General features: G+C 65.0%; 21 protein-coding genes, 2 tRNA genes and 1 pseudogene. 12 read left to right on the top strand and 12 right to left on the bottom strand.

Going from position 1 to position 25563, the window contains the following annotated elements; genetic code table 11:
* Positions 1 to 5 precede the first annotated feature (5 nt).
* Complete coding sequence (locus FQK05_RS03290) at positions 6 to 1583, bottom strand: ABC transporter substrate-binding protein (protein ID WP_158964436.1); 1578 nt, start codon at positions 1581 to 1583, stop codon at positions 6 to 8.
* Positions 1584 to 1748: 165 nt separating this feature from the next.
* Between FQK05_RS03290 and FQK05_RS03285 the strand changes: the two genes are divergently transcribed.
* The 3 genes from FQK05_RS03285 to FQK05_RS03275 all read left to right on the top strand — a co-directional run bounded on the left by FQK05_RS03285 (position 1749) and on the right by FQK05_RS03275 (position 3577).
* Positions 1749 to 2435: a GntR family transcriptional regulator gene (locus FQK05_RS03285; RefSeq protein ID WP_158964435.1), complete on the top strand. Its 687-nt coding sequence runs from the start codon at positions 1749 to 1751 to the stop codon at positions 2433 to 2435.
* Entirely contained in the window at positions 2432 to 3097 is a 666-nt protein-coding gene (locus FQK05_RS03280; protein ID WP_199252583.1) for a flavin reductase family protein, read from the top strand. Before FQK05_RS03285 ends, FQK05_RS03280 begins: the two co-directional genes overlap by 4 nt.
* Positions 3098 to 3313: 216 nt before the next feature.
* The gene (locus FQK05_RS03275; protein ID WP_158964434.1) at positions 3314 to 3577 is read left to right on the top strand and encodes a hypothetical protein; all 264 of its coding nucleotides are present in this window, start codon (positions 3314 to 3316) and stop codon (positions 3575 to 3577) included.
* Positions 3578 to 3785: 208 nt separating this feature from the next.
* On the opposite strand, the gene FQK05_RS03270 is transcribed toward FQK05_RS03275, so the two are convergent.
* Positions 3786 to 3875: transfer RNA gene (locus FQK05_RS03270), tRNA-Ser, on the bottom strand.
* A gap of 156 nt (positions 3876 to 4031) precedes the next feature.
* The gene (locus FQK05_RS03265; RefSeq protein WP_158964433.1) at positions 4032 to 4961 is read right to left on the bottom strand and encodes a hypothetical protein; all 930 of its coding nucleotides are present in this window, start codon (positions 4959 to 4961) and stop codon (positions 4032 to 4034) included.
* Between the two features lie 172 nt (positions 4962 to 5133).
* Between FQK05_RS03265 and FQK05_RS03260 the strand changes: the two genes are divergently transcribed.
* Entirely contained in the window at positions 5134 to 7320 is a 2187-nt protein-coding gene (locus tag FQK05_RS03260) for a hypothetical protein (protein WP_158964432.1), read from the top strand.
* A gap of 32 nt (positions 7321 to 7352) precedes the next feature.
* Here FQK05_RS03260 and FQK05_RS03255 read toward each other — a convergent pair whose 3' ends face one another.
* The 4 genes from FQK05_RS03255 to FQK05_RS03240 form a co-directional block, all read right to left on the bottom strand.
* Positions 7353 to 8915: a hypothetical protein gene (locus FQK05_RS03255; protein ID WP_158964431.1), complete on the bottom strand. Its 1563-nt coding sequence runs from the start codon at positions 8913 to 8915 to the stop codon at positions 7353 to 7355.
* A gap of 97 nt (positions 8916 to 9012) precedes the next feature.
* Complete coding sequence (locus tag FQK05_RS03250) at positions 9013 to 11172, bottom strand: FUSC family protein (protein WP_158964430.1); 2160 nt, start codon at positions 11170 to 11172, stop codon at positions 9013 to 9015.
* A 184-nt stretch (positions 11173 to 11356) separates the two neighbouring features.
* A tRNA-Gly gene (locus FQK05_RS03245) sits at positions 11357 to 11430 on the bottom strand.
* A gap of 51 nt (positions 11431 to 11481) precedes the next feature.
* Positions 11482 to 11904: an acyl-CoA thioesterase gene (locus tag FQK05_RS03240; RefSeq protein WP_158964429.1), complete on the bottom strand. Its 423-nt coding sequence runs from the start codon at positions 11902 to 11904 to the stop codon at positions 11482 to 11484.
* A gap of 344 nt (positions 11905 to 12248) precedes the next feature.
* Here FQK05_RS03240 and FQK05_RS03235 point away from each other — a divergent pair, with 344 nt between their 5' ends.
* From FQK05_RS03235 to FQK05_RS03210, 6 genes are all read left to right on the top strand, one after another.
* Positions 12249 to 13442 carry an ABC transporter substrate-binding protein gene (locus tag FQK05_RS03235; RefSeq protein ID WP_158964428.1) on the top strand — a complete coding sequence of 398 codons (1194 nt, stop codon included), beginning with the start codon at positions 12249 to 12251 and terminating at the stop codon, positions 13440 to 13442.
* Between the two features lie 103 nt (positions 13443 to 13545).
* Positions 13546 to 14469 (top strand): branched-chain amino acid ABC transporter permease, encoded by a 924-nt coding sequence (locus FQK05_RS03230; RefSeq protein WP_158964427.1) that lies wholly within the window; start codon positions 13546 to 13548, stop codon positions 14467 to 14469.
* A complete protein-coding gene (locus FQK05_RS03225; RefSeq protein ID WP_158964426.1) occupies positions 14469 to 15437 on the top strand; it encodes a branched-chain amino acid ABC transporter permease in 969 nt (322 codons plus the stop codon). The genes FQK05_RS03230 and FQK05_RS03225 overlap by 1 nt, the downstream gene beginning before the upstream one ends.
* Positions 15438 to 15439: 2 nt before the next feature.
* A complete protein-coding gene (locus tag FQK05_RS03220) occupies positions 15440 to 16183 on the top strand; it encodes an ABC transporter ATP-binding protein (RefSeq protein WP_158964425.1) in 744 nt (247 codons plus the stop codon).
* Between the two features lie 2 nt (positions 16184 to 16185).
* On the top strand, positions 16186 to 16887 hold the full coding sequence (locus FQK05_RS03215) for an ABC transporter ATP-binding protein (protein ID WP_158964424.1): 702 nt from the start codon (positions 16186 to 16188) through the stop codon (positions 16885 to 16887).
* Between the two features lie 71 nt (positions 16888 to 16958).
* Entirely contained in the window at positions 16959 to 17435 is a 477-nt protein-coding gene (locus FQK05_RS03210) for an acyl-CoA thioesterase (protein WP_158964423.1), read from the top strand.
* A 34-nt stretch (positions 17436 to 17469) separates the two neighbouring features.
* Here the strand turns inward: FQK05_RS03210 and FQK05_RS03205 are convergent, their stop codons facing one another.
* Positions 17470 to 18495 (bottom strand): isopenicillin N synthase family dioxygenase, encoded by a 1026-nt coding sequence (locus FQK05_RS03205; RefSeq protein ID WP_158964422.1) that lies wholly within the window; start codon positions 18493 to 18495, stop codon positions 17470 to 17472.
* A gap of 151 nt (positions 18496 to 18646) precedes the next feature.
* Between FQK05_RS03205 and FQK05_RS03200 the strand changes: the two genes are divergently transcribed.
* Complete coding sequence (locus FQK05_RS03200; RefSeq protein WP_158964421.1) at positions 18647 to 19567, top strand: LysR family transcriptional regulator; 921 nt, start codon at positions 18647 to 18649, stop codon at positions 19565 to 19567.
* 37 nt (positions 19568 to 19604) lie between these two features.
* Here the strand turns inward: FQK05_RS03200 and FQK05_RS03195 are convergent, their stop codons facing one another.
* The 3 genes from FQK05_RS03195 to FQK05_RS03185 form a co-directional block, all read right to left on the bottom strand.
* A complete protein-coding gene (locus FQK05_RS03195; RefSeq protein ID WP_158964420.1) occupies positions 19605 to 20825 on the bottom strand; it encodes a serine hydrolase domain-containing protein in 1221 nt (406 codons plus the stop codon).
* A gap of 109 nt (positions 20826 to 20934) precedes the next feature.
* Positions 20935 to 22119, bottom strand: coding sequence for a serine hydrolase domain-containing protein (locus FQK05_RS03190; RefSeq protein WP_158964419.1), 1185 nt, complete (start codon positions 22117 to 22119; stop codon positions 20935 to 20937).
* Between the two features lie 145 nt (positions 22120 to 22264).
* A complete protein-coding gene (locus FQK05_RS03185; RefSeq protein WP_158964418.1) occupies positions 22265 to 23545 on the bottom strand; it encodes an MFS transporter in 1281 nt (426 codons plus the stop codon).
* A gap of 289 nt (positions 23546 to 23834) precedes the next feature.
* Here FQK05_RS03185 and FQK05_RS03180 point away from each other — a divergent pair, with 289 nt between their 5' ends.
* Complete coding sequence (locus FQK05_RS03180; protein ID WP_158964417.1) at positions 23835 to 24806, top strand: zinc-binding metallopeptidase family protein; 972 nt, start codon at positions 23835 to 23837, stop codon at positions 24804 to 24806.
* Positions 24807 to 25169: 363 nt separating this feature from the next.
* Here the strand turns inward: FQK05_RS03180 and FQK05_RS26475 are convergent.
* Positions 25170 to 25490 (bottom strand): annotated as a pseudogene (locus FQK05_RS26475) (SDR family oxidoreductase); the annotation flags it as partial.
* Between the last annotated feature and the right edge of the window lie 73 nt (positions 25491 to 25563).

Below are 25563 nucleotides of genomic sequence, written 5' to 3'. Positions count from 1 at the left end.
AGCGCTCAGCCCTGGCCGCCAACCTGCGCGAACCAGAGCCGCGGCTTGTTGTCGGGGAACAGCGGCATCTCGGTCACCTCGTTCGTCACAGCCCAGGCCATCGGCTGCTGGTGCAGCGGGATCATGATCATCTCGTCCTTGACGATCTGCAGGGCCTGCGTCTCCAGCCCCAGCCGCGTGTCCACGTCCAGCTCCTGGCCGGCCTGCTGGATCAGCGCGTCCAGTTCGGGATAGGACCAGCCGCCCCAGTTGAAGACGCCCGAATTCCCTTCCTTGGTATGGAAGATCTGCAGCAGCGGCGAATAGGCATCCAGCATCGGCAACGTCGCCCAGCCCAGGGTGTAGACGTCGGTTTTGCCGTTGGTCCGCTTTGGCGTCTGCACCGCGCGCGGGGCCACGTCCAGCTTCGGCGCCAGCCCGATCCGCGACCACATCGACGCGATCGCCTGGCAGAACTGCTCCTCGTTCACCAACCCGTCCGACAGGCAGTTGAACTCGAACGCGAACCCTTCCGGTACACCGGCATCGGCCAGAAGCGCCTTGGACGCCTCCGGATCGTATCCTGGAAGTGTATCCAATTCGGCCACGTAGCCGGGGATCGGCGGCGCGACGGTCGCACCCGCGATACGGGATTTGCCGCGCATCACACGCTGGTGGATCAGGTCGAGGTCGATCGCCTTGTACAGCGCCTCGCGCACGGCCTTCTCCTTGAACGGGTTCGGCTCGCCCGAGACCAGCGTGTCGCGGAACGGGAAGCCGATCATCACGGTGCGCAGGTCCACACCTTCCAGCACTTCGACATTCGGTGCCGCGTCGAGCCGCGGAAGATCCTGCACCGGCGCATCGTTGGTGAAGTTGATCTCGCCCGACAGAAGCGCCGCCACGCGGGTCGCGGCCGAGGTCACCGGGGTCAACTCGATCCGGTCAAGGTTGTGCTGCGGCTCGTCCCACCAATCGGGGTTCACCACGAAGACGGTCTTCGCATCCGGCTGGCGGCTTTCCACGATGAAGGGGCCGGTGCCGTTGGCATTGTAGGTGGCATAGCCCTCGACGCCCGAACCGATGTCCGTGGGCAGTTCGGCGCCGTTCTCCACCATCCATTCCTTGTCGAAAATATGGATGTTCGTCAGGTCGTTAAGTAAAAGAGGGTAGGTCCCGTTCAACGTGATGTCGACGGTCAGGTCATCGACCACCGCGGACGAGACATAGGCCGGCAGGTTGCCCTTCAGCGGCGAGGTCTCGTGGCTGACCCGCTGCAGCGAAGCCACGACATCGTCGGCGGTGAAGGGGTTGCCGTTGTGGAAGGTCACGCCGTCGCGCAGCTTGAAGCGCCAGGTCACCTTGTCGTCCAGGATTTCCCAGCTTTCCGCCAGTGCGGGCTCGATCTGCAGGTCCTCGTTGTAGCGGACCAGCCCCTCGTAGACGTGGTTCAGCACGTTGATCGTGAAGCTGTCGCCGTAGGAATAGGGGTCGAGCGACCCGATATCGCGGTTCGCGCCCCATTTCAGAACATTCTCGGCCGCCGCGGCGCCGGACAGGCCGGCAAGTGCCGCGGAAGCAAGCAATAGCGTGCGGATCGTCATGTTGTTTGGTCCCTGTTTGCGAATTGTTTCCGGGAATCGCCCAGATTGGATACGATGCAAGATACATTGCCGATTGATCTTCATGTGGCAAGTAAATTGTATCCAATTGACCTATCTCGATGTATGCGATATACGCCTCGCACTGAGAATGGACGCGAACCGACCATGACTGAAAAGACGACCCTGACAGACGCGGTCCACCAACTGCTGCGCCGCGCGATCATCGAACAGGCCCTGAAACCCGGCATGCGCCTGCCCGAGGACACGGTGGGCGAACAGTTCGGCGTGTCCCGCACCATCGTGCGTCATGCGCTGGTGCGGCTGGAAAACGAAGGGCTTGTCGTCACCCGCCGGAACAGGGGCGCCTTTGTTGCCGAACCCTCGCTGGAAGAGGCCAAGCATGTCTTCGAGGCGCGCCGCGCGCTTGAGGTCGAAGTGATCCGCCTGCTGGTCGAGCGCATGCCGTCCAGCGGCTATGATCAGCTCGAAGCGCATGTGCGCAGCGAACAGAGCGTCAAGGGCAAGGACGGACCGGTTTCGATTCGCCTGGCCGGCGAATTCCACATCCTGATGGCCGAACTGACCGGCAATGCGGTGCTGGCCCGCTACGTGTCCGAGGTCGTGCTGCGCTGTTCGCTGATCATGGCGATGTACGCCAAGAGCCATTCGTCGGAATGCGCGGTGGACGAACATTCGCAGATCATCGTGGCAATTCGTGACGGCGACGTGCGCCGCGCCACGTCGCTGATGGACCACCACCTTGGCGCCGTCGCCGGTCGGGCCGAACTTGAGCCAAAACAGGACAGCGTATCGTCGATCCTGTCCCGCTATGGAAAGGAACTGGCCTCGTGAGTGACGCTGCAAACCATCACGCGCTGAACTTCTCGGATCTTACCCCGCGCGAGGCCTACAAGGTCATGATCGGGACGATCGTGCCGCGTCCGATCGCCTGGGTGACCACCATCTCGCCCGATGGCGTGGTCAACGCGGCGCCTTATTCCTTTTTCAACTGCCTGTCCGCCGATCCGCCGATCCTGGCGCTGGGCGTCGAGAACAAGCCGGACCGCAGCTTCAAGGATACCGCCTACAACATCCGCATGACCGAATGCTTCACGGTCAATATCGTCGACCGTGCGAATGTCCGGGCGATGGCCGTGACCGCGGCAGGCTTCGCCGCAGAGGTCGACGAGCTGGAGATGGCCGGCCTGACCGCGTCCCCCGGGCTCGAGGTTCCTTGCCCGCGCATCGCCGAGGCGCCGGTCGCTTTCGAATGCCGCCGATACCTGGGGATCGAAGTCAGCTCGGCCCGCGAGATCATCCTTGGCAAGATCGTCATGGCCCATGTCCGCGAAGACATCATCGACCTTGAGACATTTTACTCCGATCACCAGAAACTGGATGCCTTGGGGCGGATGGGAGGGAATGGCTATGCGGGAACGCTGGACTATTTCGACTTGGCGACGCCCTCGGTGGACCAAGTTCTGGCCGGGCGGAGCGAGAAGCGCGCCGGCTGATTGATCTTCGGTTGCACGCGAAGATCGGAGAGCTGACGCTTGAGAACGATTTTTTGTCCGACGCGCTCGGCAGGGCGGGACTGTTGCCAAGCGCAAGAAGATGATTGATCGGAATGCGAAGCAGAGCCTGTCACGCCAGACCGAGGTCCTCGGGATCAGTCGCAGCCCGTCGGGGATGCCGATCTGAAACTCCTGCACCGGATCGATCATCTGCACATGGAGTTCCTCTTCGCGGGTGATCTTGTCGATGCCGGAGGTGCGCCGTTTCGGGAGTGCCTTTTCGAAATTCGCCACAGCCCGTTCCCGGGGCAACTGCCAAAGGTGTCGTTGCCGTTCCGACTTGCGGATGTGCCTTGTTTTGGTGAGCTGGATGTATTGCTCCAGAACGACGCGGAGCGGGGGCAGTGCGACCGGAACACCGCCCAGAAGGGCGTTTGTCACCTCTGGCGCAATCGGCTTTTCGACCGTCCTTACTGGTGACCTTGCCATAGAGGTGCTTCGGTACGTTCAGAACGAAGTAGTAACGGCCCCGGTCCAGTGTCAGCCCCATCGCCTGATCCTCGTTGCAGATCCGCAGGTATTCGGGATTTGATGAGGTACAGGAAACAGCGTCTTGGTTAAGAAACCACTACGCGTATGAAAATATGGGGTTTTCGTTAAATGACCTGCCCTCATAGCGGCAGTCTAGTGGCGGAGACGAAGGGATTCGAACCCTCGATACCGTTTCCGGTATACTCCCTTAGCAGGGGAGCGCCTTCGACCACTCGGCCACGTCTCCGCCGGCGTGTCTACGGGCAAGACACAGCAGATACAAGCGGTAATGGAATGGAAATGTCTGGAATGGTCGATGTCGTCCTGCAGGCACATCCATCCCGGCCAGGCAGAGACAGCCCGGTCGGCGCGGAAGCCGGATGATCGCTCGGAGCGAACGCGGTCAGGTGGAGGCCGCGTCGAACGTGTTGGTGCCGGGCAGGGTGGTCCGTATCAGGGTCCAGTGCTCGTCATAGGCGTCGCGCAGGGTACGGGCGTCCCGGTCCGACCAGGGAAAATAGGCCGGGACCGTGTCAGAGGCAGGGAAGCGCCGGGCCATCCGCTTGGCCAACAGCTTGCCGTCGGGCACGTTGCCCTTCTTGTCGGCCTTGCGGGCCAGGGCCGACATCGCGTCGGCCGAGAGGGAGCGGTTGACGTATCGGCCGCCGTCGTCGTGCAGCGGCTGGCCGGCCAGATGGGCCAGGATTGCCTGCCTGTGCTTGGGGAAGTCCTCGAACCGCCAGACGGTCAGGCGGGCGCGGGGAAAGGCCGCGGCGATGTCGGCCAGTACCTCCGGCCAGCCGCGTTCCAGGTGCATCAGGGGGCGGCGAAGCTTGTCGAAATCGAAGACTTTGCCGCGCCGCGCCACGGTGGTCAGGTTCGACGCGAAAAAGCGATCGTAGCTGCGGAGGGTAAAGCAGATCTCGACCCGTTCGTGGTCCAGCTGTTCGGGCAGGTAGGTCAGGCGGCGGGGCAGGTCGGGATAGACCTGCTTGCGCGTCAGGTTCAGACGGCTTGCGCCCAGGATGCCTTCTTCCGACAGGATCAGCCGCGAAGACCGTTCCAGCGCGTCCGAGATCAGGTGGTCCAGCCGCTCGCGCGAGCGGGTGGCCTGATCGCGGAATGCGTCCCCGGTCAGGTTCGACGAGAAGGCCAGATGCTGGTCCGGGCGCAGATCCTTGGGCAGAAGCAATTCCGTGCCGCTGTCCCGAAGCTTGTCGCGATGACTGTCCAGCGCCGACTGGATATAGGTGGTCGCGGTCTTTAGGGCACCCAGATGAAGAACGATCCGGGCCGGTTGAATCGGGGGAACCTGGTCAAAATTATCTTGCATCAATTGAACTTGCCTGCCTGCACGGCAACCAAAGTGCGTGGCGCGCGACGGTCCGTCAAGCCCAATGAGGTTGTGGTATTCGAACTATTCCGGTCTGTTGGGTGTAACCCGTCGTTAACGACTGTGCCCTAGATTGGCCCCCGGGTGAATATCATCGGACCAGGGGTGGGCGATGTCTGACATTGTGGTGGCGGCGGGCGCCGGCGGGCGCCTTGCGCGTGTGGATTCTGCGCAGTTCGGGGTGAATTTTCTGTTTCATTCCGACATCGCGCAGATCGGAGGCGAATATCATCAGGTCGTGAATCAGACCCGCGCCGGCGTGCTGCGGTATCCGGGCGGCACGATTTCTGAACAGTACTTCGACCCGGGAAACCCGGATGCGGCGACGGCGCGGGACGTGGTGGCGATCCTGACCGGCGCTCCGGTGGTCGAGACGCGCACGACGGAAGGTCTCGGCGACTTTCTGGCGTTTTGCGGGACGACGGGGCGTGCGGCGACCATCGTGTTGCCGACCTATCGCTATTTCGATCCCGGGACCGGGGGACTGGCCGCGGGAGCCGAGGCCGAAATCAAGGGTTTCGTCACCAAGCTGATCGCCGGCGTCTGGGGCCACGCGGACATCCATTCGATCGAGATCGGGAATGAGTGGTATCAGGACAAGTTCGACTGGACTGCGCGCGAGTTCGCATCGCTTCAGGCCAGGATCGCCGGCTGGGTGCGCGATGCCAACGATGCCCAGGATCGGCAGTCCGCCATTCGGATCCTGGCCCAGGCCGGTCGGTCCGAGGCCGAGAACGACATTCTGGCCCGCGCCTTCAACGGGCACGAGGGCGATGTCGACGGTGTGATCACGCATCTTTACGCCACCAACGGCAGCGGCGACGGGATGGCCATCGGATCGGGCAGCGCCCAGCGGCTGGAATCGATTACGGAGACGTGGGAACGGCTGCTGGACAAGGACGTGCCGATTTCGGTCACCGAATGGAACATCGGGGAAAGCGGGCCCGAGACATCGCTGATCAACGGGCTGGAACGGACCGCCCCCCTGATGCGCGTCTTTGCCGAGATGGTCGCCCACGATGTGGAGATGGCGGCGATCTGGACCGGGCAGAACGTCAGCCCCGCCGCTCTTGCGCCTGTCGAAGGCGGCGGTACGGCGCTGACGCCGACGGGGTATTTCTTCTACATGCTGTCCACCGCGTTGCCGGGCACGGCCCTGCAGATCCCGACCGAGGTTCCGAAGCTGGAAGTCGGGGGACGGGAAGTCGGCTATCACTACAGTTTCACCTCGAAGGAAAAAGCGGTGCTGTACCTGGTGTCGGGCAGCGACGGAGCACTTGATCTGGACGTCGACGTCTCGGCCCTGGCGGCGGGCGCCTATCACGTCAGCGCGGCCTGGCTGGAAGCGGCGCCGGGCTCTGTCGCCGATGCCTACGATGCCAGGGCGGCGCTGCGAGTCGATCCGTCCTTCGATGTCGGGCGGGACGGGACGGTCGATATCCAGCTGGACGCCTACGAAACGGTGGAGATCACCTTCACCTATTCCGGCGGGCTGACCCTGCGGGGGGACCCTGTGCGGGGTGTCGCGGACAGTTTCGCAGGTTCGCGCTTCGGCGACGACCTGTCGGGCGGGGGCGGAAATGACCGGCTGATGGGCAAGGGCGGCAACGACCGGTTCGATCCGGGCACCGGCGATGACACGGTGCTGGGCGGCAGGGGCAACGACACGGTGTCCTACCAGGGGGCTGGTGCCGGGGTCAGCGTCTACCTTGCCTCGGATCTGGCAGAGACCGCGGCGGGCATCGACCGGCTGGCAAGCATCGAGACGGTCGAGGGGTCCGAATTCGCCGACCGGCTGTTCGGCGATGGCGGCAACGGGCTGTTCGGGAATGGCGGCGACGATTTCCTCTGGATCACGGGGAAGACCAATCGGGCCGATGGCGGCGCGGGCGATGACATTATCGATGCGCGCGTGGGGGGCGGGACCCTTTCCGGGGACCTTGGCGCCGATCAGATCCTGGGCGGCATGCTGCAGATCCGGGCCTTCGGCGGCGGCGGTGCGGACCGGATCATCGGCAGCACGGCCAACGACCTGATAGACGGCGGTTCGGGCGATGACCTGCTGACCGGCGGCGCCGGGCGGGACAGGTTCGTTTTCGCGACAGGCGACGGGAAGGACCGGATCACGGATTTCGAACCGGGACGGGACCTTTTGGTGCTGCACCACGATGCGGCCGACCTGAATGCGGCGCGTATTCGGCAGGCGGCCGAGGCCGCCGTTCTGGAGATCGGCGGCGACAGCATCGCCTTTGGCGGGCTGGATGCCGCGACGCTGGACCTGTTGGATCTGCTGGGCTGAGGACCTGAGGTCGGGACCCGTTGATCCTGACCCTAGTTGTCCGAAGGCGGTTCGAAAAAGCTCCAGCAATTCCGGAAGCCGGGGAGGTCGGCACCGTGATAAAGTCGGCTGCGGTCCATCCGGGAAAAGAGCGTGTCGGCCGTCTTCAGCCGCAGCAGGTATTCCGTCAGGACGCGGCCCGCGACCGGGTCGCGGCCGGCCATTTCCAGAAGCAGCGCCAGCGTGTTCAGCATCAGGTCCGTGCCGCCCAGCTTGAATCGGTCCATGCCGTTGAAGCCGGACTTCGTCGTAGGCTGCGTCCCGTCATAGATCGCGTCCGGCGCCAGCCCCTCGATCGCACGTTCGCCTTCATAGGCCTTCAGCAGGTTGGCGAAGAAATAGCCGGAACTGCCGATCATCCGCTGATCCTCGGTCAGCCCGTGGTCCATGAAGGTCTGCAGGGTCGAGATCAGCCAGCGGGGCGGCAGGGTGGCCAGAAGCAGCGCATGTTCCTCGGCCCAGAGCCGGTGGAAGATCGTACGGGCATGGTCGGTATGGTCGGTGTCCCGACGCAGATAGCTGATCGCCAGCGCGTTCAGCAGCGTGGCCGCGGGCAGTCCGCGCAGGCGATGGGACAGGATCGCCACCTGGTCGGCCATGTTCTGGCGCTTGCCGCCCGGGAACGTTTCCGATCCCTCGACGATCTCGGTCCTGAGGGCGGTCAGATCGACGTCCCGCGGGGGCAGGACATTGTCGATCCGCGCCTGGTGAGAGACGCGCTGGCCCGCGCGGTCCGACAGGGCCCGCAACGCGCCGGGCACGGGCAGGACCGGCGCTTTCGGTGGCCAGTCGGGCAGGGCGATCATGTCGGGAAGGGGCTGTGCCGGCGCAGGCCCTGCCGCCAGGAATTCCCGCGCTGCGCGCTTGGCCTCTTCCGACGACGCCGCGCGGGCGATGGCCTGCTGGACAGGGGGCATCTCGACCGGGGGGGCCGTTTCCTCGGGCAAGTCCGCGGACAAGGCGCCAGAAGGCTCGAGGCAGTCCAGGAACAGCCTTGCGGCGTTCTCCGGGCTGTCGGGGCGCAGGATTTCCAGACGGTCGCCGGCGACCTCGCGCGGTTTGGCCAGCACACCGGCCCAGCCTTCTTCCATCTTCAGATGGCGGAGCAGGTCTTCGACCGCCGGGAAGGCATCGGTTTCCGCCAGAAGATCGGCATGAAGCGAACGGATCCAGTCCTTTTCAGGTGGGCACAGGAAGTAGATACGGCATGTCAGCCCATTGAAGGCCATCAGGATCTGGCGGATACGCCCGGCAAGATTGCGATAGGGCCGCCGCATCGGCGCCAGCCCCGGCACCGGTCCGGCCAGTCCGGCGCAGGACAGGATCCCACCTTCCGCGGAAGAGGTCCGAAGCTCTGTCGCCAGGCGCCCAAGCATCGCCCGCCCGGCGGCGGTCTCGTTCCCGTTCAGCAGGTCGGCCGCTTCCTGCGCCATGGCGGCAGGCAGGACGGACAGGCCAAGCCGATCGCGAAGGTCGGTGGCATTGGTGTCGAGTATCTGGGCAATTGCCCGGTCGCCCGCGCCATGGGGGCCAAGGTGGATATGGACGGTTTTCATTACGTTCTGTCGGTGGGGCCTGTGCCGGCCGGGCCCAATTGCCCGGCATCTATGGAAATAATGTCAGTCTTGCGGCGGGCGGGCAATGTCGCAGCCGTCACGTTGCCGCCGGGTCGGCCAGCGACAGCAGGCGGCTGACGCGGCGGGCGGTGCCGTCGGCCTCGATCAGCGCCAGCGCCTGACGGGCGCCGTCGGCGGTCAGATGTGCCAGAACGTCCGGTTCCGCGCGCAGAAGGGGGGCGGGCATCGAGGTCAGCGGTTCCGCCCCCGGATCGGGCAGGGGCAGGACCCAGTGCCCTGGCTTCGGCGGGTCGGCATAGCATTTCGCGATCTCTTCGGTGTGAGTGGCGATGTCACCCAGCAGCCGACAGGTCGAGGCAGGCAGCGGCGCGTCGGTTTCGCGGGCATCGGCCACGGCGTGGCGCAGCCCGGCCATAGCGCGGGCGTGGACCAGCGTCAGTTCCGCCGCCGCGGCCAGGCGGGCGCGCTCTCCTCCCCGCAGACGGGTTTCCTGCAACATGCCCGGCAGGCTCTGGTTCAACCGCAGGGCCGGATCCGCGATGTCCGGGATCGTCCCGGCCTGATCCTCGGCCAGACGCCGGGCAAAGATCGCGGCCGCCGCCCAGTACTGGCCCAGAAGCTGGCCGGCATCGCGGATGACGCGGTAGGGAAAGACGGTCAGCGCCACCGCCCCGGCCACGAGACTGCCCAGCAGGGTCTCGGTCAGGCGCATCAGCATGGTGCCCAGCGACATCGGCGCGATCATGTTCAGCAGGCCAATGACCAGGAAAGTGATCAGCGCCGCCGCGATGTCATAGCGGACGCGCAGGGTTACCATGACGCCGACGAAGGACAGCGCGAACAGCACCATCATCGCACCGGGCCAGGGGGCCAGAACCGTGGTGGCCACGATGGCCACCGCCACGCCCACCAGCGTTCCGGTCAGCCGGTCCGCCACCCGCTGCAGCGAGGCGCCCAGCGAGTTCTGAAGCACGATGAACAGGGTCAGCGTGGCCCAGTGGTGCGGGTCCAGCTTGGACTGTGTGACCTGCCCGAACCAGATCCCAAGCGCCGACAGGATCGTGACTCCGACGGCCCCCTGTATCGCCAGCCGGAAATGCGGCGGCAACCTGCGGTGGTCCGGCTGGGGGGGAGACGGATCCTCCATCGGGACGATCCGGACCCGCAGTGCGGGGGGCGGATCGGCAAATGTCTTGCCGACCCGGTGCAGCGCCGCAACCACGGCCAGAAGCCGCGCGCGGGTTTCGGGATCGCTTTCGGCGTCGGAGGCGACAGCGGTTGCCGCGTCCTGGATGAGCTGAGAGATTTCGCGCTGGCGTTCTGCGTCGATGGGGCTTTCGTCCAGAATCTGCGTCCGAAGGCGGATCAGCGTGCGCTGCATCGGGGCCAGGTAGGGACCGCCGCGCATCGTGTCCTCGGGCGTCAGGGCCGAAACGGACACGGCCAGCGAGTCGACCGCCAGGATCAGCCGTGTCAGGCCAATGATGGAATTGCCGCCGGCGCGGGCTTCGGCCGCCTGGGCGGGATCGGTATAGTTGCTGGCGGCAAACTGGATTTCCCGCAAGGCGGCCGTGGCACTGCCGATGTCGATTTGGCGCCGGGTGCGGTCGCCGCTGATCCGGGCGGTGGCCACGTCGATCAGGTCGGCCGCGATCTGGCGCAGGCGCATCAATCGGTCGTACTTGATCGCGTCGTCGTCGCCCGGGTGCAGCGTGACCCGCACCAGTGCCGACACCAGGGCACCGAACATTGCGGCCCCCATGAACCATGGCAGGGTCGCCGGTGTCAGGGGCAGCGTCATCGCGACGGAAAACAACAGGAACAGCATCTGCCCGCAGGCAAAGCCCACCGGACCCAGCCCGCGCAGCGAGAAGGCCGCGAAAGTTACCAGCGGCAGCACCATGTGAAAGGGGACGAAACCCATGCCGCGGACCGCGGGTTCAAGCAAGGCAACAGACGCAATCAGGGCGCCTGCCAGCGCTGTTACGACAAGGGCGTCGCGCAATTCCTTCCAGCGGGGCTGGGTCTGGACGGCAAGGGTGGACAGGATGGCGGTCATGCCCGACAGCATCACCGCCTGTGCGGGCACGTCGGGATGGATCCGGTGCAGGGCCCAGACCCCGCCGGCCGCCAGGGTTACCGAGGCAAGGCCGTGGAATCCCTTCTTCAGGCTCACCAGCCCTGGATCGCCGGCATGAAGCTCTGCCAGCAGACGCCGAATGCGCGAATCGGTCACGAGATGGTCCGGAAACTGAGAAACTAGGAAGACAGGGATACCGCGAAAACAGAACCGTCCTAACAGCGGGTTGCCCTGCGACCAAGTCCGGATCGAAAAAAATTGGCAATCCTGATGCTGGCAAAGCGTCGCCCGAAGGCCGGTCTCCCGGATGCGGCCCGGGGGGTGACCCTGTCTGTCAACTTGGAGCGGGTAACGGGAATCGAACCCGTAACTTAAGCTTGGGAAGCTCGCGTGATACCTTTTCACCATACCCGCGCCGTGGCACGACCGAATAGGAGAAGGCCGCGCTGTCGTCAAGCGGGTTGCTTAGCCTTCCGGCGCCACGATTGCCCGCAAGGGCGCCATGTCGCCGCCGCGCATCCGGCCGTCACGCATGACGAAAAGCCCCCGGATTTCGTGACCGCGCAGGACAGTCCGGCCCTTCACTTCGCCCTCGTATTCGATGCGCAGTGATCGTTCGGCCCAGTCGGCCAGCCACATGTTCAGCAGCATCACGTCATTTTCGCCGGCCGGTGCGGTAAAGTTGGCGCCGGCATCCATCAGGCCGATGCCTCGGGCGTCCAGTTCCTTGCAGATCGCGGCGTGGCCGCCGCCCCGGGCCGCCAGGAAGCTGTGGAAGCAACGGTCGAACCAGCGGAAATAGTTCGGGTAGAAAACGATCCCCGCCGGGTCGCAATGCCCGAAGCTGATCGGGACATCGATGCTGAAATCCGGCGTCCTGTCGTGCATGCAGCTGTCCTTGTATCCTGTTCGGTCCGGGCGGCCCGAAGGCGATCACTTTCTGCCCGGTTCCGCCTGTTTGACTTGCTCCTGACCGGATGCAACAGTCCGCGCAAGACCTTTCGGACCTGTGGCGTCTTCGCAAAAGGCATATTGCATGATAATGCATGCCGTGCGGGGGCCGAAATCGGGAGGAGATCCGGGTGAAGGGCGTTTCCAAACATGTACCGGGCTTGCACCTGATCGTTTGACAGCTTTCCGCATCGCTGTGTAGAATGCGTTATACCATGCGAAACGGATCCGCTCAGAAGGTCCGGCCATCTTGGTGAATATCCGCATGAGAGGGAGAAATTATGAAATATCTTGCACAGGCAGCCGTGGCTGCCGGGCTTGCTGGTGCACTGGGCGTGCAGCCGGCCCTGGCCGAGACCGCGAAGATCGGATTCGTCACCACGCTGACGACCCCGGCCGCCGTCATCGGCAACGACATGAAGAACGCCGTCGACCTGGCGATGGAGCATCTGGGCTCCAAGGCGGGCGACACCGACCTGGAAGTCATCTTCGCTGATGACGGCTTTGCGCCGGAAACCGGCAAGCAGGCCACCGACAAGCTGGTCAAGCAGGACGATGTCGACTTCGTCGCCGGTTACATCTGGAGCCACGTCCTGCTGGCGTCGCGCAAGTCGGTGCTGGATGCGGGCAAGTTCCTGATCTCGGCCAATGCGGGCCCCAGCCAGATGGCGGGCAAGCTCTGTGACGAGAACTTCTTCTCGACCTCCTGGCAGAACGACCAGACGCCGATGGCGATGGGCGAGGTGCTGAACCAGCAGGGCGTCAAGTCGCTGTACATCATGGCCCCCAACTATGCCGCCGGCAAGGACATGGTCGAAGGCGTGGAGCGCACCTACAAGGGCGAGATCAAGGGCAAGGACCTGACGAAGTGGGGCGCCGACGCGCAGCTCGACTTCTCGGCCGAACTGGCCAAGGCCAAGGCATCGGGAGCGGAAGGCATCTTCGTCTTCTATCCGGGCGCCGCGGGCGGGGCCTTCATCAAGCAGTACGACCAGGCCGGCCTGTCGGAAACGCTGCCGCTCTACTCCGTGTTCACCGTCGACGCGATCAGCCTGCCGAAACTGCAGCAGGCGGATTTCAAGGCCGTCCTCGGCTCGCGCACCACGCAGGAATGGGACCCGACCCTGGACAACGAGGCCAACAAGAAGTTCGTTGCGGATTTCAAGGCCAAGTACGGCACCTATCCGTCCTACTATGCAGCGCAGTCCTATGACGCGATCATGCTGATCGCCTCGGCCATCGAGGCGGTGGGCGGCGACATGTCGAACAAGGACGGCATCCGCGCAGCGATGAAGTCGGCCGACTATGAGAGCGTCCGGGGCAAGTACACCTACGGCAACAACAACTTCCCGATCGAGAACTTCTATCTTCGCGAAGTCGTGACGGACGCCGACGGCACCTGGACGACCAAGGTCGTCAGCACCGTCTACAAGGACCACCAGGACAGCTATGCGGCCGAATGCCCGCTGAAGTGATCTGTTCCTGTTGAACCGGGCCGGCCGGAGCGTATTCCGGCCGGCTTTTCTGCGGCCGATCCGGCCCTTCCAGCCAATCGCAACGACGGGACAGGAGACGCGCGTGGACGTTTCGCTTCTCATCATCCAGACGCTGAACGGTCTGCAGCTTGGGCTGTTGCTGTTCCTTGTCGCCTCGGGCCTGACACTGGTCTTCGGCATCCTGGATTTCGTGAACCTGGCCCATGCGGCGCTTTACATGGTGGGGGCGTTCATCTGTGCGACGCTGACCTATGCGCTGGGCAACTTCATCTACGCGGTCATCGTCTCGCTGCCGATCACCGCTGCCGTGGGCTTCGTCGTCGAACGCTTCGTCGCCCGCCCGCTATATGCCCGCGGCCACCTGGACCAGGTTCTGGCGACCTTCGGCCTGATCCTGGTGTTCGAAACGCTGGCCCACATGATCTGGGGCCCGGCCGGCATCGCCGTGCCGCTGCCCCCGGCGCTGGACGGCCAGACCCTGCTGCCGGGTGCCATCGAGATCCCGACCTTCCGCCTGGTCATCATCGGGGCAGGGCTGGCCGCCGCCGGGGGCCTGTTCTGGCTAGTGAACTATACCCGGCTGGGCATGCTGATCCGCGCCGGTGCATCGAACCGGACCATGGTCGGCGCGCTGGGGATCAACATACAGCTTCTGTTCTCGCTGGTCTTTGCGCTGGGCGCGGCCCTGGCCGGTCTTGCGGGGATGCTGATCGCCCCGATCACCGAAGCGTCGATCGGCATGGGCAATTCGATCATCATCACGGCCTTCGTCGTGATCATCGTGGGCGGCATCGGGTCGATGAAGGGCGCCTTCATCGCCGCACTTCTGATCGGGCTGATCGACACGTTGGGCCGGTCCTTCCTGGATGACCTCTTCGGTCTCTTCATGTCGTCGGACGCGGCCGAGAACGCGGCGCCCGCCGTGTCGGCCATGCTCATCTACATCATCATGGCCGGTGTGCTGGCCTTCCGGCCCCAGGGCCTCTTTCCTCCGAAGGTGCGCTGATGGAACGGATCTCGCGACAGGACTGGATCGCCATCATCGTGCTGGCCCTGCTGGCGGTGCTGCCGCCCTTGTTCCTCAGCATGGGGCAATCGTTCTGGATGGACCTGGCCACCCGGCTGGTAATCCTGGCCATCGCTGCGTCCAGCCTGAACCTGGTGCTGGGCTACGGGGGGCTGGTGTCCTTCGGCCACGCGGCTTTCGTGGGCCTTGGCGCCTACGCGGTCGGCATCCCCGCGCACCACTGGCTTTACGGGGGCATGGATCCCATCGCCACGACCAACGGTTTCGTACAGATCGGGCTGGCCGTCGGTGTCTGCGCGCTGTTCGCGCTGGTGACCGGGCTGATCTGCCTGCGGACCCGCGGCGTCTATTTCATCATGATCACGATGGCCTTTGCCCAGATGGTTTATTACGGCATCGTCTCGATCGAGGAATATGGCGGCGACGACGGTCTTGTGATCGACTCCCGTTCGGAATTCCCGGGGATCTCGCTGGATGACCCGCTGCAGCTTTACCTGCTGGCCTGGGCCTCGCTGGTGGTCGTGGTCGTGCTGGTCCGGATGATCGTGAATTCCCGCTTCGGCATGGTCCTGAAAGGCGGCAAGGGCAACGAACAGCGGATGGCGACGCTGGGCTTCAACATCTACGCCTATCGTCTTGTGGCTTATGTGATTTCCGGCGCGATCTGCGGCTATGCCGGGGCGCTTCTGGGCAACTTCACCACCTTCATCTCGCCCGAGATGATGGATTGGGGTCGTTCGGGCGAACTGATGTTCATGGTGATCCTCGGCGGCGCGGCCACGCTGGCCGGCCCGATCCTGGGCGCCACCGTCTTCATCGTGCTGGAAGAGGCGCTGTCCTCGTGGACGGTCTACTGGCATCTGCCCTTCGGCCTGTTCCTGATCCTGGTCGTGCTTTACGTCCGCGGCGGCCTGACCGGCCTTCTGTCCGGCAAGAAGGAGGACTGAAATTGGGCGACATCCTTCGCGCCGAGGGCCTGAACAAGAGCTTCGGCGGCATCAAGGCCACCGACGATCTGCACCTGGCCGTGGCCACGAACGAACTGCACGCGATCATCGGGCCGAACGGGGCGGGCAAGACCACCCTGATCGGCCAGCTGTCGGGGCTGCAATACCCGGACACGGGCACGATCTACTACAAGGATCGAGACATCACGCGACTGCCGGCGCACCGGCGGGCGCCCCTGGGGATCGCGCGGTCGTTCCAGATCACCTCGCTGGTGATGGAGATGAGCGTAATCGACAACATCGCACTGGCGCTGCAGGCGAAGTCGGGCCATTCCTTCCGCTTCTTCCGTCCAGCACGGTCGGAAAAGGCCTTGCGCGACGGCGCCATGGCGCTGCTGGAACGGGTGGGCCTGGGCGCCAAGGCGCACATGCCGACTGTTGCCCTGTCGCACGGCGAACACCGCAACATGGAAATCGCCATCGCGCTGGGGGCGCAGGCGGAACTGATGCTGCTGGACGAACCCATGGCCGGCCTGGGGGCCGAGGAGTCGTTGCAAATGGTCGAACTGCTGCAGTCCATCAAGGGCCAGCATTCCATCCTGCTGATCGAACACGACATGGACGCGGTCTTTGCCCTGGCCGACCGGATTTCGGTTCTGGTCTACGGCCATATCATCGCCACCGGCACCCCGGACGAGATCCGGTCGAACGAGGCGGTCCAGCACGCCTATCTGGGCGAGGAATGACGATGCTTGAACTCAAGGATGTCACCGCGCATTACGGCACTTCGCAGGCGCTGTTCGGGATGAGTTTTTCGCTGGAAGCGGGGCAGGTCGCCACGCTTCTGGGCCGGAACGGCATGGGCAAGACCACGACGATCCATACCATGATGGGGATCGTGAAGGCGTCGGGCGGGTCGATCCGCTTCGGTGGGGAGGAAATCCTGGGCCAGCCCAGTTTCCGCATCGCCAACCTTGGCATCGGGCTGGTGCCCGAAGGCCGGCAGATCTTTCCGAACCTGTCGCTGATGGAAAACCTGGTCGCCACAGCGTCGAACCATCTGGGCGTTGCCGATCCCTGGACGGTGGACCGGGTCTTTGCGCTCTTCCCCGAGCTGGAGACGCGCACAGGTTCCATGGGCAACCTGCTGTCGGGCGGGGAACAGCAGATGCTGGCCATCGGGCGGGCGCTGATGACCAACCCTCGGCTTCTGATCCTGGACGAGGCGACGGAAGGGCTGGCACCGCTGGTTCGGCAGAAGATCTGGGCGGCCCTGACGGAAATCCGCAAGGCCGGCATGTCGATCATCGTGGTCGACAAGAACCTGTCGGACCTTCTGCGAATCTCCGACCGGCACTTCGTCGTGCAGCGCGGGCAGGTGGTCTGGACCGGCACCAGCGCCGACCTGCAGGCCGATGCCGAGGTGCGCCAGCGCTATCTGGGTTTCTGATGCCGGGACGCTTGGATACCCGCCAGTAAAATGTGTTGAAGCGATGGTAGGTTCCGGCTAGCCATCGTGCCATGGACATTCGCTACAACACGCCCCTGACGGCCGAGGAGCAGCTGGCCTTCGGGTTGGCCGCGCCCCAACCCCTGGCCATGGCCGACAAGGTCCGCTTTGCGGAACTGGACCCCCAGAACCACGCCAACAACAAGGCCTATGTCGAGTGGTTCGAGACGCTGCGCGTCGAATACAACTATCGCTTCCTGCACCCGAAATGGCGGGGCCAGCGGCCGCGCGGGGTGGTTCACAGCTTTTCCGTGCGGTTCCTGAAGGAAACCTTCCGCGGGGAAAGCTATGTCTGCACGGCGCGGGTGTCGAAGTTCCGCACGTCTTCCTACACGATGGAGCAGGAGCTTTGGGCCGGCGGCACGCTGCGCGCGACGAAATCCGCACTGATCGTGCTGCTGGAACATGACGGGACGGGCCGCTTTCCGCTGCCTGAGGAGGTCCTGGAAGAATTCCGCACCCGCGACGGCGCAGTCTTCGACGGCTAGGGCTGGCCCAGGCGTCCTGGGCCAGCCGGTCACGTCATTCCGCGGCGGCCACGGGGGTGACCATGCGGTCCATGCCCTGGAACTCGACAAAGGCCGACATGTGGTTCCACAGGAAGTCGCCATAGGTGAAGGGCGCAAAGGGGGCAATGCCGGGCAGGGGCAGCGGTTCGATCACCGCGTCGACGGCGGGTTCATAAAAGAACGGCACCGACACCCGTTCCCGCAGGCCGCCCATCACCCGGTGACGCGTGGCGCGGACCCGGCCGCCGGTCCACTGTTCAAGAAGCTGCCCGAAATTCACCGCCAGCCCGTCGGCGATCGGCGGCACATCGGTCCAGCGGCCGTCGCGGGTTTCGGCCTGAAGCCCGCCATTGTCGTCCTGCCACAAGAGCGTGATGAACCCGGAATCGGTATGCGCCCCGCCCACGATCCACCGCGGATCGTCGGTGCCCGACCGCACGATGGACAGGTCTTCGGGCATCGAATCCGGCGTCCGTTCCGGATAGCGGATCATCCGCAGGGTCGAATTCGACCGGTCGAACAGGGGGATCATCAGTTCGGCCGACACGCCGAATCCGCGGGCCAGACCGGCCAGGATCAACCGCCCCAGACGTTCCATCGCCGTGTAGTACGTGGCCACGGCCCCGCGCCAGTCATCGGCATTCTCGGGCCAGGGGGTCGGTTCCAGCAGGGCATCTGTCGTGTCGGCGATCCGGTCGGGGTCGACCGCGTCGGCGCCGATGTCGATGCCTTCCTTGTAGGTCTGCAGCCCGGGCTGCAGCGGGAAGTAGCCGCGATAGGTGTTGACGTGGGCTGGGGCGAACTTGCGCCGGGACAGGCGTTTCTTCTGCGCTTCGGGCAGGGCGAAGAAGTCCAGGATCCGGTCGCGCAGGTCGGCGTCCATGCCCAGTGCCTCGTGCACATGGGACAGGCGCATGAAGCCCGCGCCTTCGGCCGCAGCGACCAGAAGGGCGTCGGCCGCGCCCACGCCGTCCTGAAGCGGCGTGGTGATCAGACGGGCGTCGATCAGCGGGATGTCGTCGGTCGGCGAAGCTTGCATGGAACGGGCTCCTGCTGTTGGCCGGCAGGCCTGGCCGTGTCCGTCGGCGGGGCCTGTCGAAAAGGTGTATCTGTTGCTGCCCGAAACCCTATTTGCTAAACTCAGATCATCAAATATCACAAAATATAGCCCTTCATGATGATCTGAGATCATGCAAAAGCGCCTTCTTGACCGTATGTCGCTGGATGCCTTCCGGGTTTTCGAAACCGCGGCGCGCCACATGAATTTTTCCGCCGCGGCGCGGGAGCTTCTGGTGACCCAGGCCGCCGTCAGCCGTCGGATCCAGAAGCTGGAATCGGACCTGCAGATACCGCTGTTCCACCGCGACGGCCGCAAGCTGGAACTGACGGCAAAGGGCGATGCGCTTTACCGCCGGGTGCAGGCGACGCTGGATTTCCTGTCCGAAGGGCTGGAGGAGGTGATCCAGGACAGCCCGCCGGGCGGTGTCGTGGTCGCGGCCAGCGGGGCCATCGCGCATCTGTGGCTGGGACGGCGGCTGCGGTCCTATGTGCTGGCCAACCCGGACGAGACGGTGCGCCTGATCACCACCGACACACGGTCGGAGTTGACGGCGGACAGCAACGACCTGACGCTGCTTTACAGTACCGGGGCGCACCCCCACTGGTCCCTGTCGCTGGTGGCAGAGGAGGCGCTGATCCCCGTGGCCGCGCCGTCCTACCTGGCGCGGGCCGTGCCGCACCTGGTCCCGGCCGAAATGACGGCGGCCGATATCGCCGCACTGACCCTGTTCGATTACGGCCGGATGAACGCCTATTGGCTGTCGCTGATCGACTGGTTCGAATGGCAGGGGATAGACCCGGCGACCATCCGGCCCAAGGTGGTGTTCCCGAACTACCCCATGGCCGTCGATGCCGCGCTGAACGGCGAGGGCATCATGTTGGGCAGCCGTGAAATCCTGGTGGATTACCTGAGGGCCGGCGCCCTGGTGGAACTGTCCGGCCAGTTGCTGATCACGGGCTACGGCTATTACGTCGGCCTGCCCAAGGGGCGCACATCCACGCCCGAGGCGCTGCGCCTGTGGCAATGGCTGCTGTCGGCCGAGAAGAGTTGACCGCCGCCCCGTGGGGCGACGGCGCCCGGGGCGCGGCCTATCTGGCCTTTCCGGCCAGGGCCTTCATGTAGATCCCGACCAGCAATGGCGTGAACTGCTCTTCGCCCTCGGGCGGCTGGCTGTTGGTGGCGCCGGCGACGATCACGTCTTCCTCGGGCGAATAGATGAAGGCCATCCGGTAGCCCAGCGTCATGCCAAGGTAGAAATAGACCGGATCCAGACCCCTGCCCGTGACCCGCGTGATGCCCAGGGTAAAGCCGCCCGGGTCTTCATCCGTAACGTCGTCGATGTATTCGCCGGTCTTCATCGAGACGGGCCGGAGGAATTCCGCCAGTTGCGCGTCGGGGATGACCTTGCCGTCGAAGACCGCGCGGATCCAGGTGGCCAGTTCGCGGGGCGAAGCCACGATGCCGCCGGCCGGTCCGGCCCAGCTCATGTCCTGGGCCTTGACGTCCCGGCCGATGACGGGGGCCAGCTCGCTGACCTCGCAGCCTTCGTCGTAAAGGGTGCAGGCCGGGTTGTTGAAATAGCCGCTGGTCATCCGCTCCAGCACGGGGCCGGTATAGGACTTGTCTTCGTAATAGGTGTCCGACAGGCCCGCAGGTTCGAACAGCAGCGTTTCCACCAGTTCCCTGTAGGGCTTGCCCGCGGCCTTTTCCGCGATCATGCCCGCCAGGATGTAGTTGGTGTTGGAATAGAAGTACCCGCTGTTCGGCGGGAGCTGCACCGTGTCGCTGGGATAGGCCATGTCCACCAGTTCATCCATGGTGAAGTGGCGGTCGGGCTGCTCCGCGAAATAATGGTTCAGTTCCGGGGATTCTGAATAGGTCGGAATGCCGCTGATCATGTGCAGCAGCTGGGCGATGGTGACGTCCTTCCATTCCGGGTATTGCGGCAGCCACTGGCCCACCGTGTCGTCGATGCTCAAAAGACCCTGTGCTTCCAGAGCTAGTATAAGAACGCCCGTGAAGCCTTTGGTGTTGCTTCCTATTTCGAAAAGGGACGTCCCCGTGACAGGGGTGTCGCCATCCCGTGCCGTGGTCCCGGAATAGACCGATATGTCGGGCCCCGTCCTGCCCAGGCTGACGAAGACCGAGGCGCCGGTATTGCCCTCGATCTCCGTCCTTTCGGACAGGTAGGTGTCCAGGTCCGACTGGATGTCCGTGGCCAGGTCGGCGCAGGCGGCCTGTGCCCCCAGGAACAGCGTCAGGATGGCCGTGGTCGCAAGCGGCAACCGGGCCCGTCGTGAAATGATCATGTCTCGGATCTCCCCTCTGAAAATCGGAATGTGCCGGGGCGACATCGGTCCGTGGTCCGGTCAAGGCTCTGCCAAAGGTGTCTTCCCCGGGCGGTTGCCCGGTAGGGCCCTAGCGCATCGGCGGTGGGTTTTCGGGATGCAGTTCCGCCGCGATCAGGCGCACGGTCTGATTGGCCCAGTTGGGCAGGCCGGTTTCCCAATCCTCGACCGACTCCCGGGTATAGGTCGCGGCCACCGCGATGGTGATGCGGGGCCCGTCGGTGCGGTCTTCCGGCAGGGTGCCGACGGCAGACGCATAGCCGCCGAAAAGTGGCGTCTGGAATACCCAGTCGCCCTGCAGCATTGCGCCCAGGCCATAGCTGAAATCTTCGGTCAGGGTATGGCAGGACGGGCAGCCCTCCAGCGGTGCGCCGAAGCCGATCAGGACCGGGTCGATCATCTGCCCGTAGGAATCGGCGGTCAGGAACCCGTCATGACCCACGATGGTGTCGAAGCTGCGCGCCATGTCGGAAATCGTCGTGACCTGGATCGCACCCGACGGCAGGGTCCAGGACGGGTTCCAATAGGTCGCGTCTTCCCACAGCCCGCGTTCTGCCGTGAACCCATGGATTGCCGGCGCCGGGATCTGGGCCGTGTCGAAACCATAGGTGCCGGTCAGGTCCAGCGGGCCAAGGACGTATTCGTCCATCAGCTGGTGCATGGGCTTGCCCGCCGCGGCTTCCAGCGCCTGACCCAGGATCACATAGCCGCTGTGGGAATAGTCCCAGTTGGTGCCCGGTGCGAACAGGCGGGGGCTGGCCAGGCTGACCTCGATCAGGTCCTCGGGTGTCCATGTGGCAAAGGGATCGGCGATGAAGGGATCTTCAAAACGGGCATCGTCGGCCACGTGATCGGGATAGCCCGCGGTCATGTTGGCCAGCATCCGGAAGGTCGCCGTGTCGCTGCCGGGCAGGTCCGGCAGCCAGCGCCCGATCGGTTCGTCCATGTCGATCACGCCGTCTTCGGCCAGGCGCAGGGCCAGCGCCGCGACATAGGCCAGCGCCACGGCGCCGTTCCGGAAGCGGCCGTCGACGGTGGCCGGCACGCCGGTCATGGCTTCGCCCCAGGCGTCGGTCAGGACGGGATCGCCACCGATGCGCACCTCGACCAGAAGCGAGTTCAGCTTGTGCCGTTCGATCTGGTCTTCCGCGATGGTGCGGATGGCCCGGATCTGTTCGGACGTGGCGGTCTGGGCAAGGGCGGGGGTGCCGGTCAGGCCGGTCGCGAACAGCAGGGCGGGAATTGTCATGCGCATCGCGGCATCCTTCCGGGTACGTCAAATCAACAGTCGAAATGGCTTTGCCCGATCCTGCCCCAACGGCAGAACACTGTCGACCTGTCGCTTCGGCAGGGTTGATCCGCAGCGGTCAACTTTCGCGGAGGACGCGCAGCTGGTCGGATCAGGCGCGGCTTGTCGGCTCGCCCATCAGGGTGTCGCCAACGGCGGGCAGGTCCGGGGCAAGGGGCCCGGTCTCGACCGAAACACGGGCGCGGCCCAGCCGTGGGTTCAGCTTGGTGGCCAGCCCCCAGGCCGCCAGAAGCCCCGCGCCGCCGGCCACGAAGACCGCCGGGATCGGGGCCACCAGCAGGACCAGCCAGGACACACCGGGCGTCACGATGGCCGACACGTCGCGGTAGCTGGAATAGATCGCCGACATTTCCGTCCGTTCCGACGGCTTCACGGCCAGAAGGAAGGGCAGGCCTGCGCTGACGTCCAGCAGGATCAGGAAGGCCGACCCGATCATTAGCGCCACCACCGCCATCATCGGTGCGCCGGTCAGAAGGCCCGCCGCCACGAACAGCATGCCCGACATCATGAAGCCGGTCCGCACTGCCGTCCGGACAGAGGTCCGTTGCATGAAGCGCAGCATCAGGGGCGCCACGAACAACGACGCGTTCGAGATGGACAGGGCGATGCCGCCCAGCTGTTCGCCCAGCCCGTTTTCGACCGCGAAGATCGGCAGATAGACGACATAGACCCACCAGCCGCAGGACCGGATCACGGCGAAGAGCCAGCCGGCAATCAGGCGCGGCTGGGCGAAGAAGCGGCGAAAATAGCCGAACGGGTTGACCGGCGCAACGCGTGCCCTGGTGATCAGCCGGCCATTGCCCAGGCGCATGACCAGAAAGACCGCCAGCATCCCATAGGCCGCGGCCGCGGCGATCAGGAACGGTGCGGGCGGCCACCAGCTGTAAAGGAAGACGCCAAGCGCGGGCCCGCCGGTCCAGCCAAGGGCGCTGTAGAACAGGCGCGATGTTTCCAGCCGCCCCAGCTCGATCTTGGCAATATAGTCGAGGACGTAGGCGTTGAAGCAGACGAAGACCATGACCACCGCGCAGGTCACAAGCGCCAGCCCGGCAACGGTGGTGGCGGGCGTGGCCGCGACGGTCAGCAGCGCACCGGCTGCGAACATCTGCGTGCCCGCGACATAGACCCAGCGCCGGGGCACGAAGCGGATCACGTAGGGCACCAGCAGCCCCACCAGAAGCGAGGTCAGGCCGACCAGGAAATAGACTTCGGACACCAGGCGGGCGTCGCCCAGGGCGCGGTACATGGCCAGCGGGAAGACGGAAATCATGATGCCGCGGGCCACTGCCTCGGTTCCCGCCAGCACGGCAAAGCCGCGGACACTGGGCGCCGGCGCATGTCGGAGCCATTCGGGAATACGTCTGTCGTGCATGGGAATCGTCCTGTCCGTCTGCAGCCAGAAACCGTTTATCCCGTGGGCGTGCAGGCCCGCTTGCGACCTTGTGCCGGTTTTTTTGGCACATCGGCCGGACAACCGGGCACCGGTTCGCCCGGGCCGTGGGCGGTCCGGAACTATACGCGACAGGCGGAACCGTGCGTCCATCGCGCGTGGACCCCGGGGCGGAACATTTGCACCCGCTGCGCAGTTGACCGCAGGCCCGCCCGCGGTCCACACCCGAAGGACGCGCACACGATAATGATGAGCGAAGGACGAATGCAAAATGCACCTGTTTGCCAACCCCGCCGGTCCCGGCACCCTGTTCTTCGACAATCTCGTCTCGCCCGAAGGGGTGGACGTCGCCTATGATCCGGCGACGCAGTCCTTCGTCACCGACGCACCCTTCTGCGCCAACCGCGAGGTGATCGGCTGCAACTGGATCGCGGCCGGACCCGGCCCTCTGTGCGATGCCTGCGCGATGACCGCGATGGCGCCCGATACCTCGATGCCCGATGCGGTGGCGAACTGGGCCAAGACCGAAGCCGCCAAGCGCTGGGTGCTGGACAACCTGCGTCGCTGGGGCTGGTGCGGATTGCGGGATACCGGCCCTGCGCCGGTCTTCCACATGCTGGCCGAAGGCCGGAAACCCGTGGTCATGGGCCATGCCGACGGCGTGGTGACCATCAGCATCGAGGAATCCGATCCCGTGATCCGCGCCGAACGGCGCGAAGCGCTGGACGAACGCTTCCGCACCATGATCGGTCACATGCGCCACGAGATCGCCCATTACCTGTGGTGGCGGCTGAGCATCGAGCCGGGGTTCCTCGACGCGTTCCGCAAGCTGTTCGGGGACGAGCGCGCCGATTACGGCGAAGCGCTGGAGCGGCATTATGGCGAGGGCCCCCCCGACAACTGGTGGGACAGCTACCTGACCCCCTATGCCTCGGCCCACCCGCACGAAGACTGGGCCGAGACGACGGCGCACCTGCTGCACCTGGTCGATATCGCCGACAGTTTCCTGGCCGCGGGCCTGTCCACGCCGCAGCTGCCCGTGCCCGACTGGCAACCCTATGAGGAGCCGGAGGCCGCGAAGGTCACCAGCATCGCGGCCGAGATCGCGATCGGCATCAACCACGTGAACCGGTCCATGGGCCTGCAGGACCTGTATCCCTTCGTCCTGTCCGATCCGGCGCGCCAGAAGCTGGACTTTGTCCACGACTGGCTGTTCCGTGGCCCGATCCGCGGACAGGGCTGACCCGGCCCGACGCAGCATGGCGGCCGGACCACGCGCCGGCATGCTGCAGACCCGATTGCAACTGGCCCGGTTTGTAGCTGGCGCTGTCTGCCGTCTGTGTTGGCGCCGGACAGTTGATCGTTGTCGCCGGGGTCCTGCCTTGCCGCCTGCTGGCGGTAGCACGGGGCATGCGCGGCCGTTACACGCGCGGCCAGCCATGTCATCGTTACCGCTTTCCGGGTGGTCGCGCGGGTGATCGGGATCTGGCCAAAGACCTTGCGCAGGTTGTCCGCCACCGTCGCCGGCCTGATGGTCCGGCAGCAGCCGGACCATCAGGCCGGGCCGCTTGGACTTTTTCTTGATGAGGATGCGCCGGATGCCATAGGGCGCCATGTGGGGCTGGGCCGTCAGCCCTTTCCGGCTGGAGATGCTGAGGAGATGCCCGTCGCAGCTGGCGATCGCGGGGGGCAGGAAGGACCGCGTGCCCGACAGGACGCCGTCCAGGTTGATGGCCATCACCTTGTCGAACTGCGCCGGGTCGGTGCCGACGAAGGTCGCATTGCGGGGAGACGTACCGGCATTGTTGAAAGCCTGGTTCACCGGGCCGAAATGCCATGCCGCGGCCTGGCCCCAGTCTGTGATGGCCACGCGGTCCGATACGTCGACCCGGTGGGCCGGTGCGTCGACGCCCTGTTGGCAGGCGATCCCGGCCGTTTGGCGCCGGGTTCCTCGTCGACATCCGCCAGCGCAAGATGCGTGCCGCGATTGGCCAGATCCA

The sequence above is a fragment of the Chachezhania sediminis genome (genome assembly GCF_009765275.1).
GTDB lineage: Bacteria > Pseudomonadota > Alphaproteobacteria > Rhodobacterales > Rhodobacteraceae > Chachezhania > Chachezhania sediminis.
The sequence above is the reverse complement of the archived record's forward strand: the minus strand, read 5'-3'. Positions and strand labels throughout refer to the sequence as shown.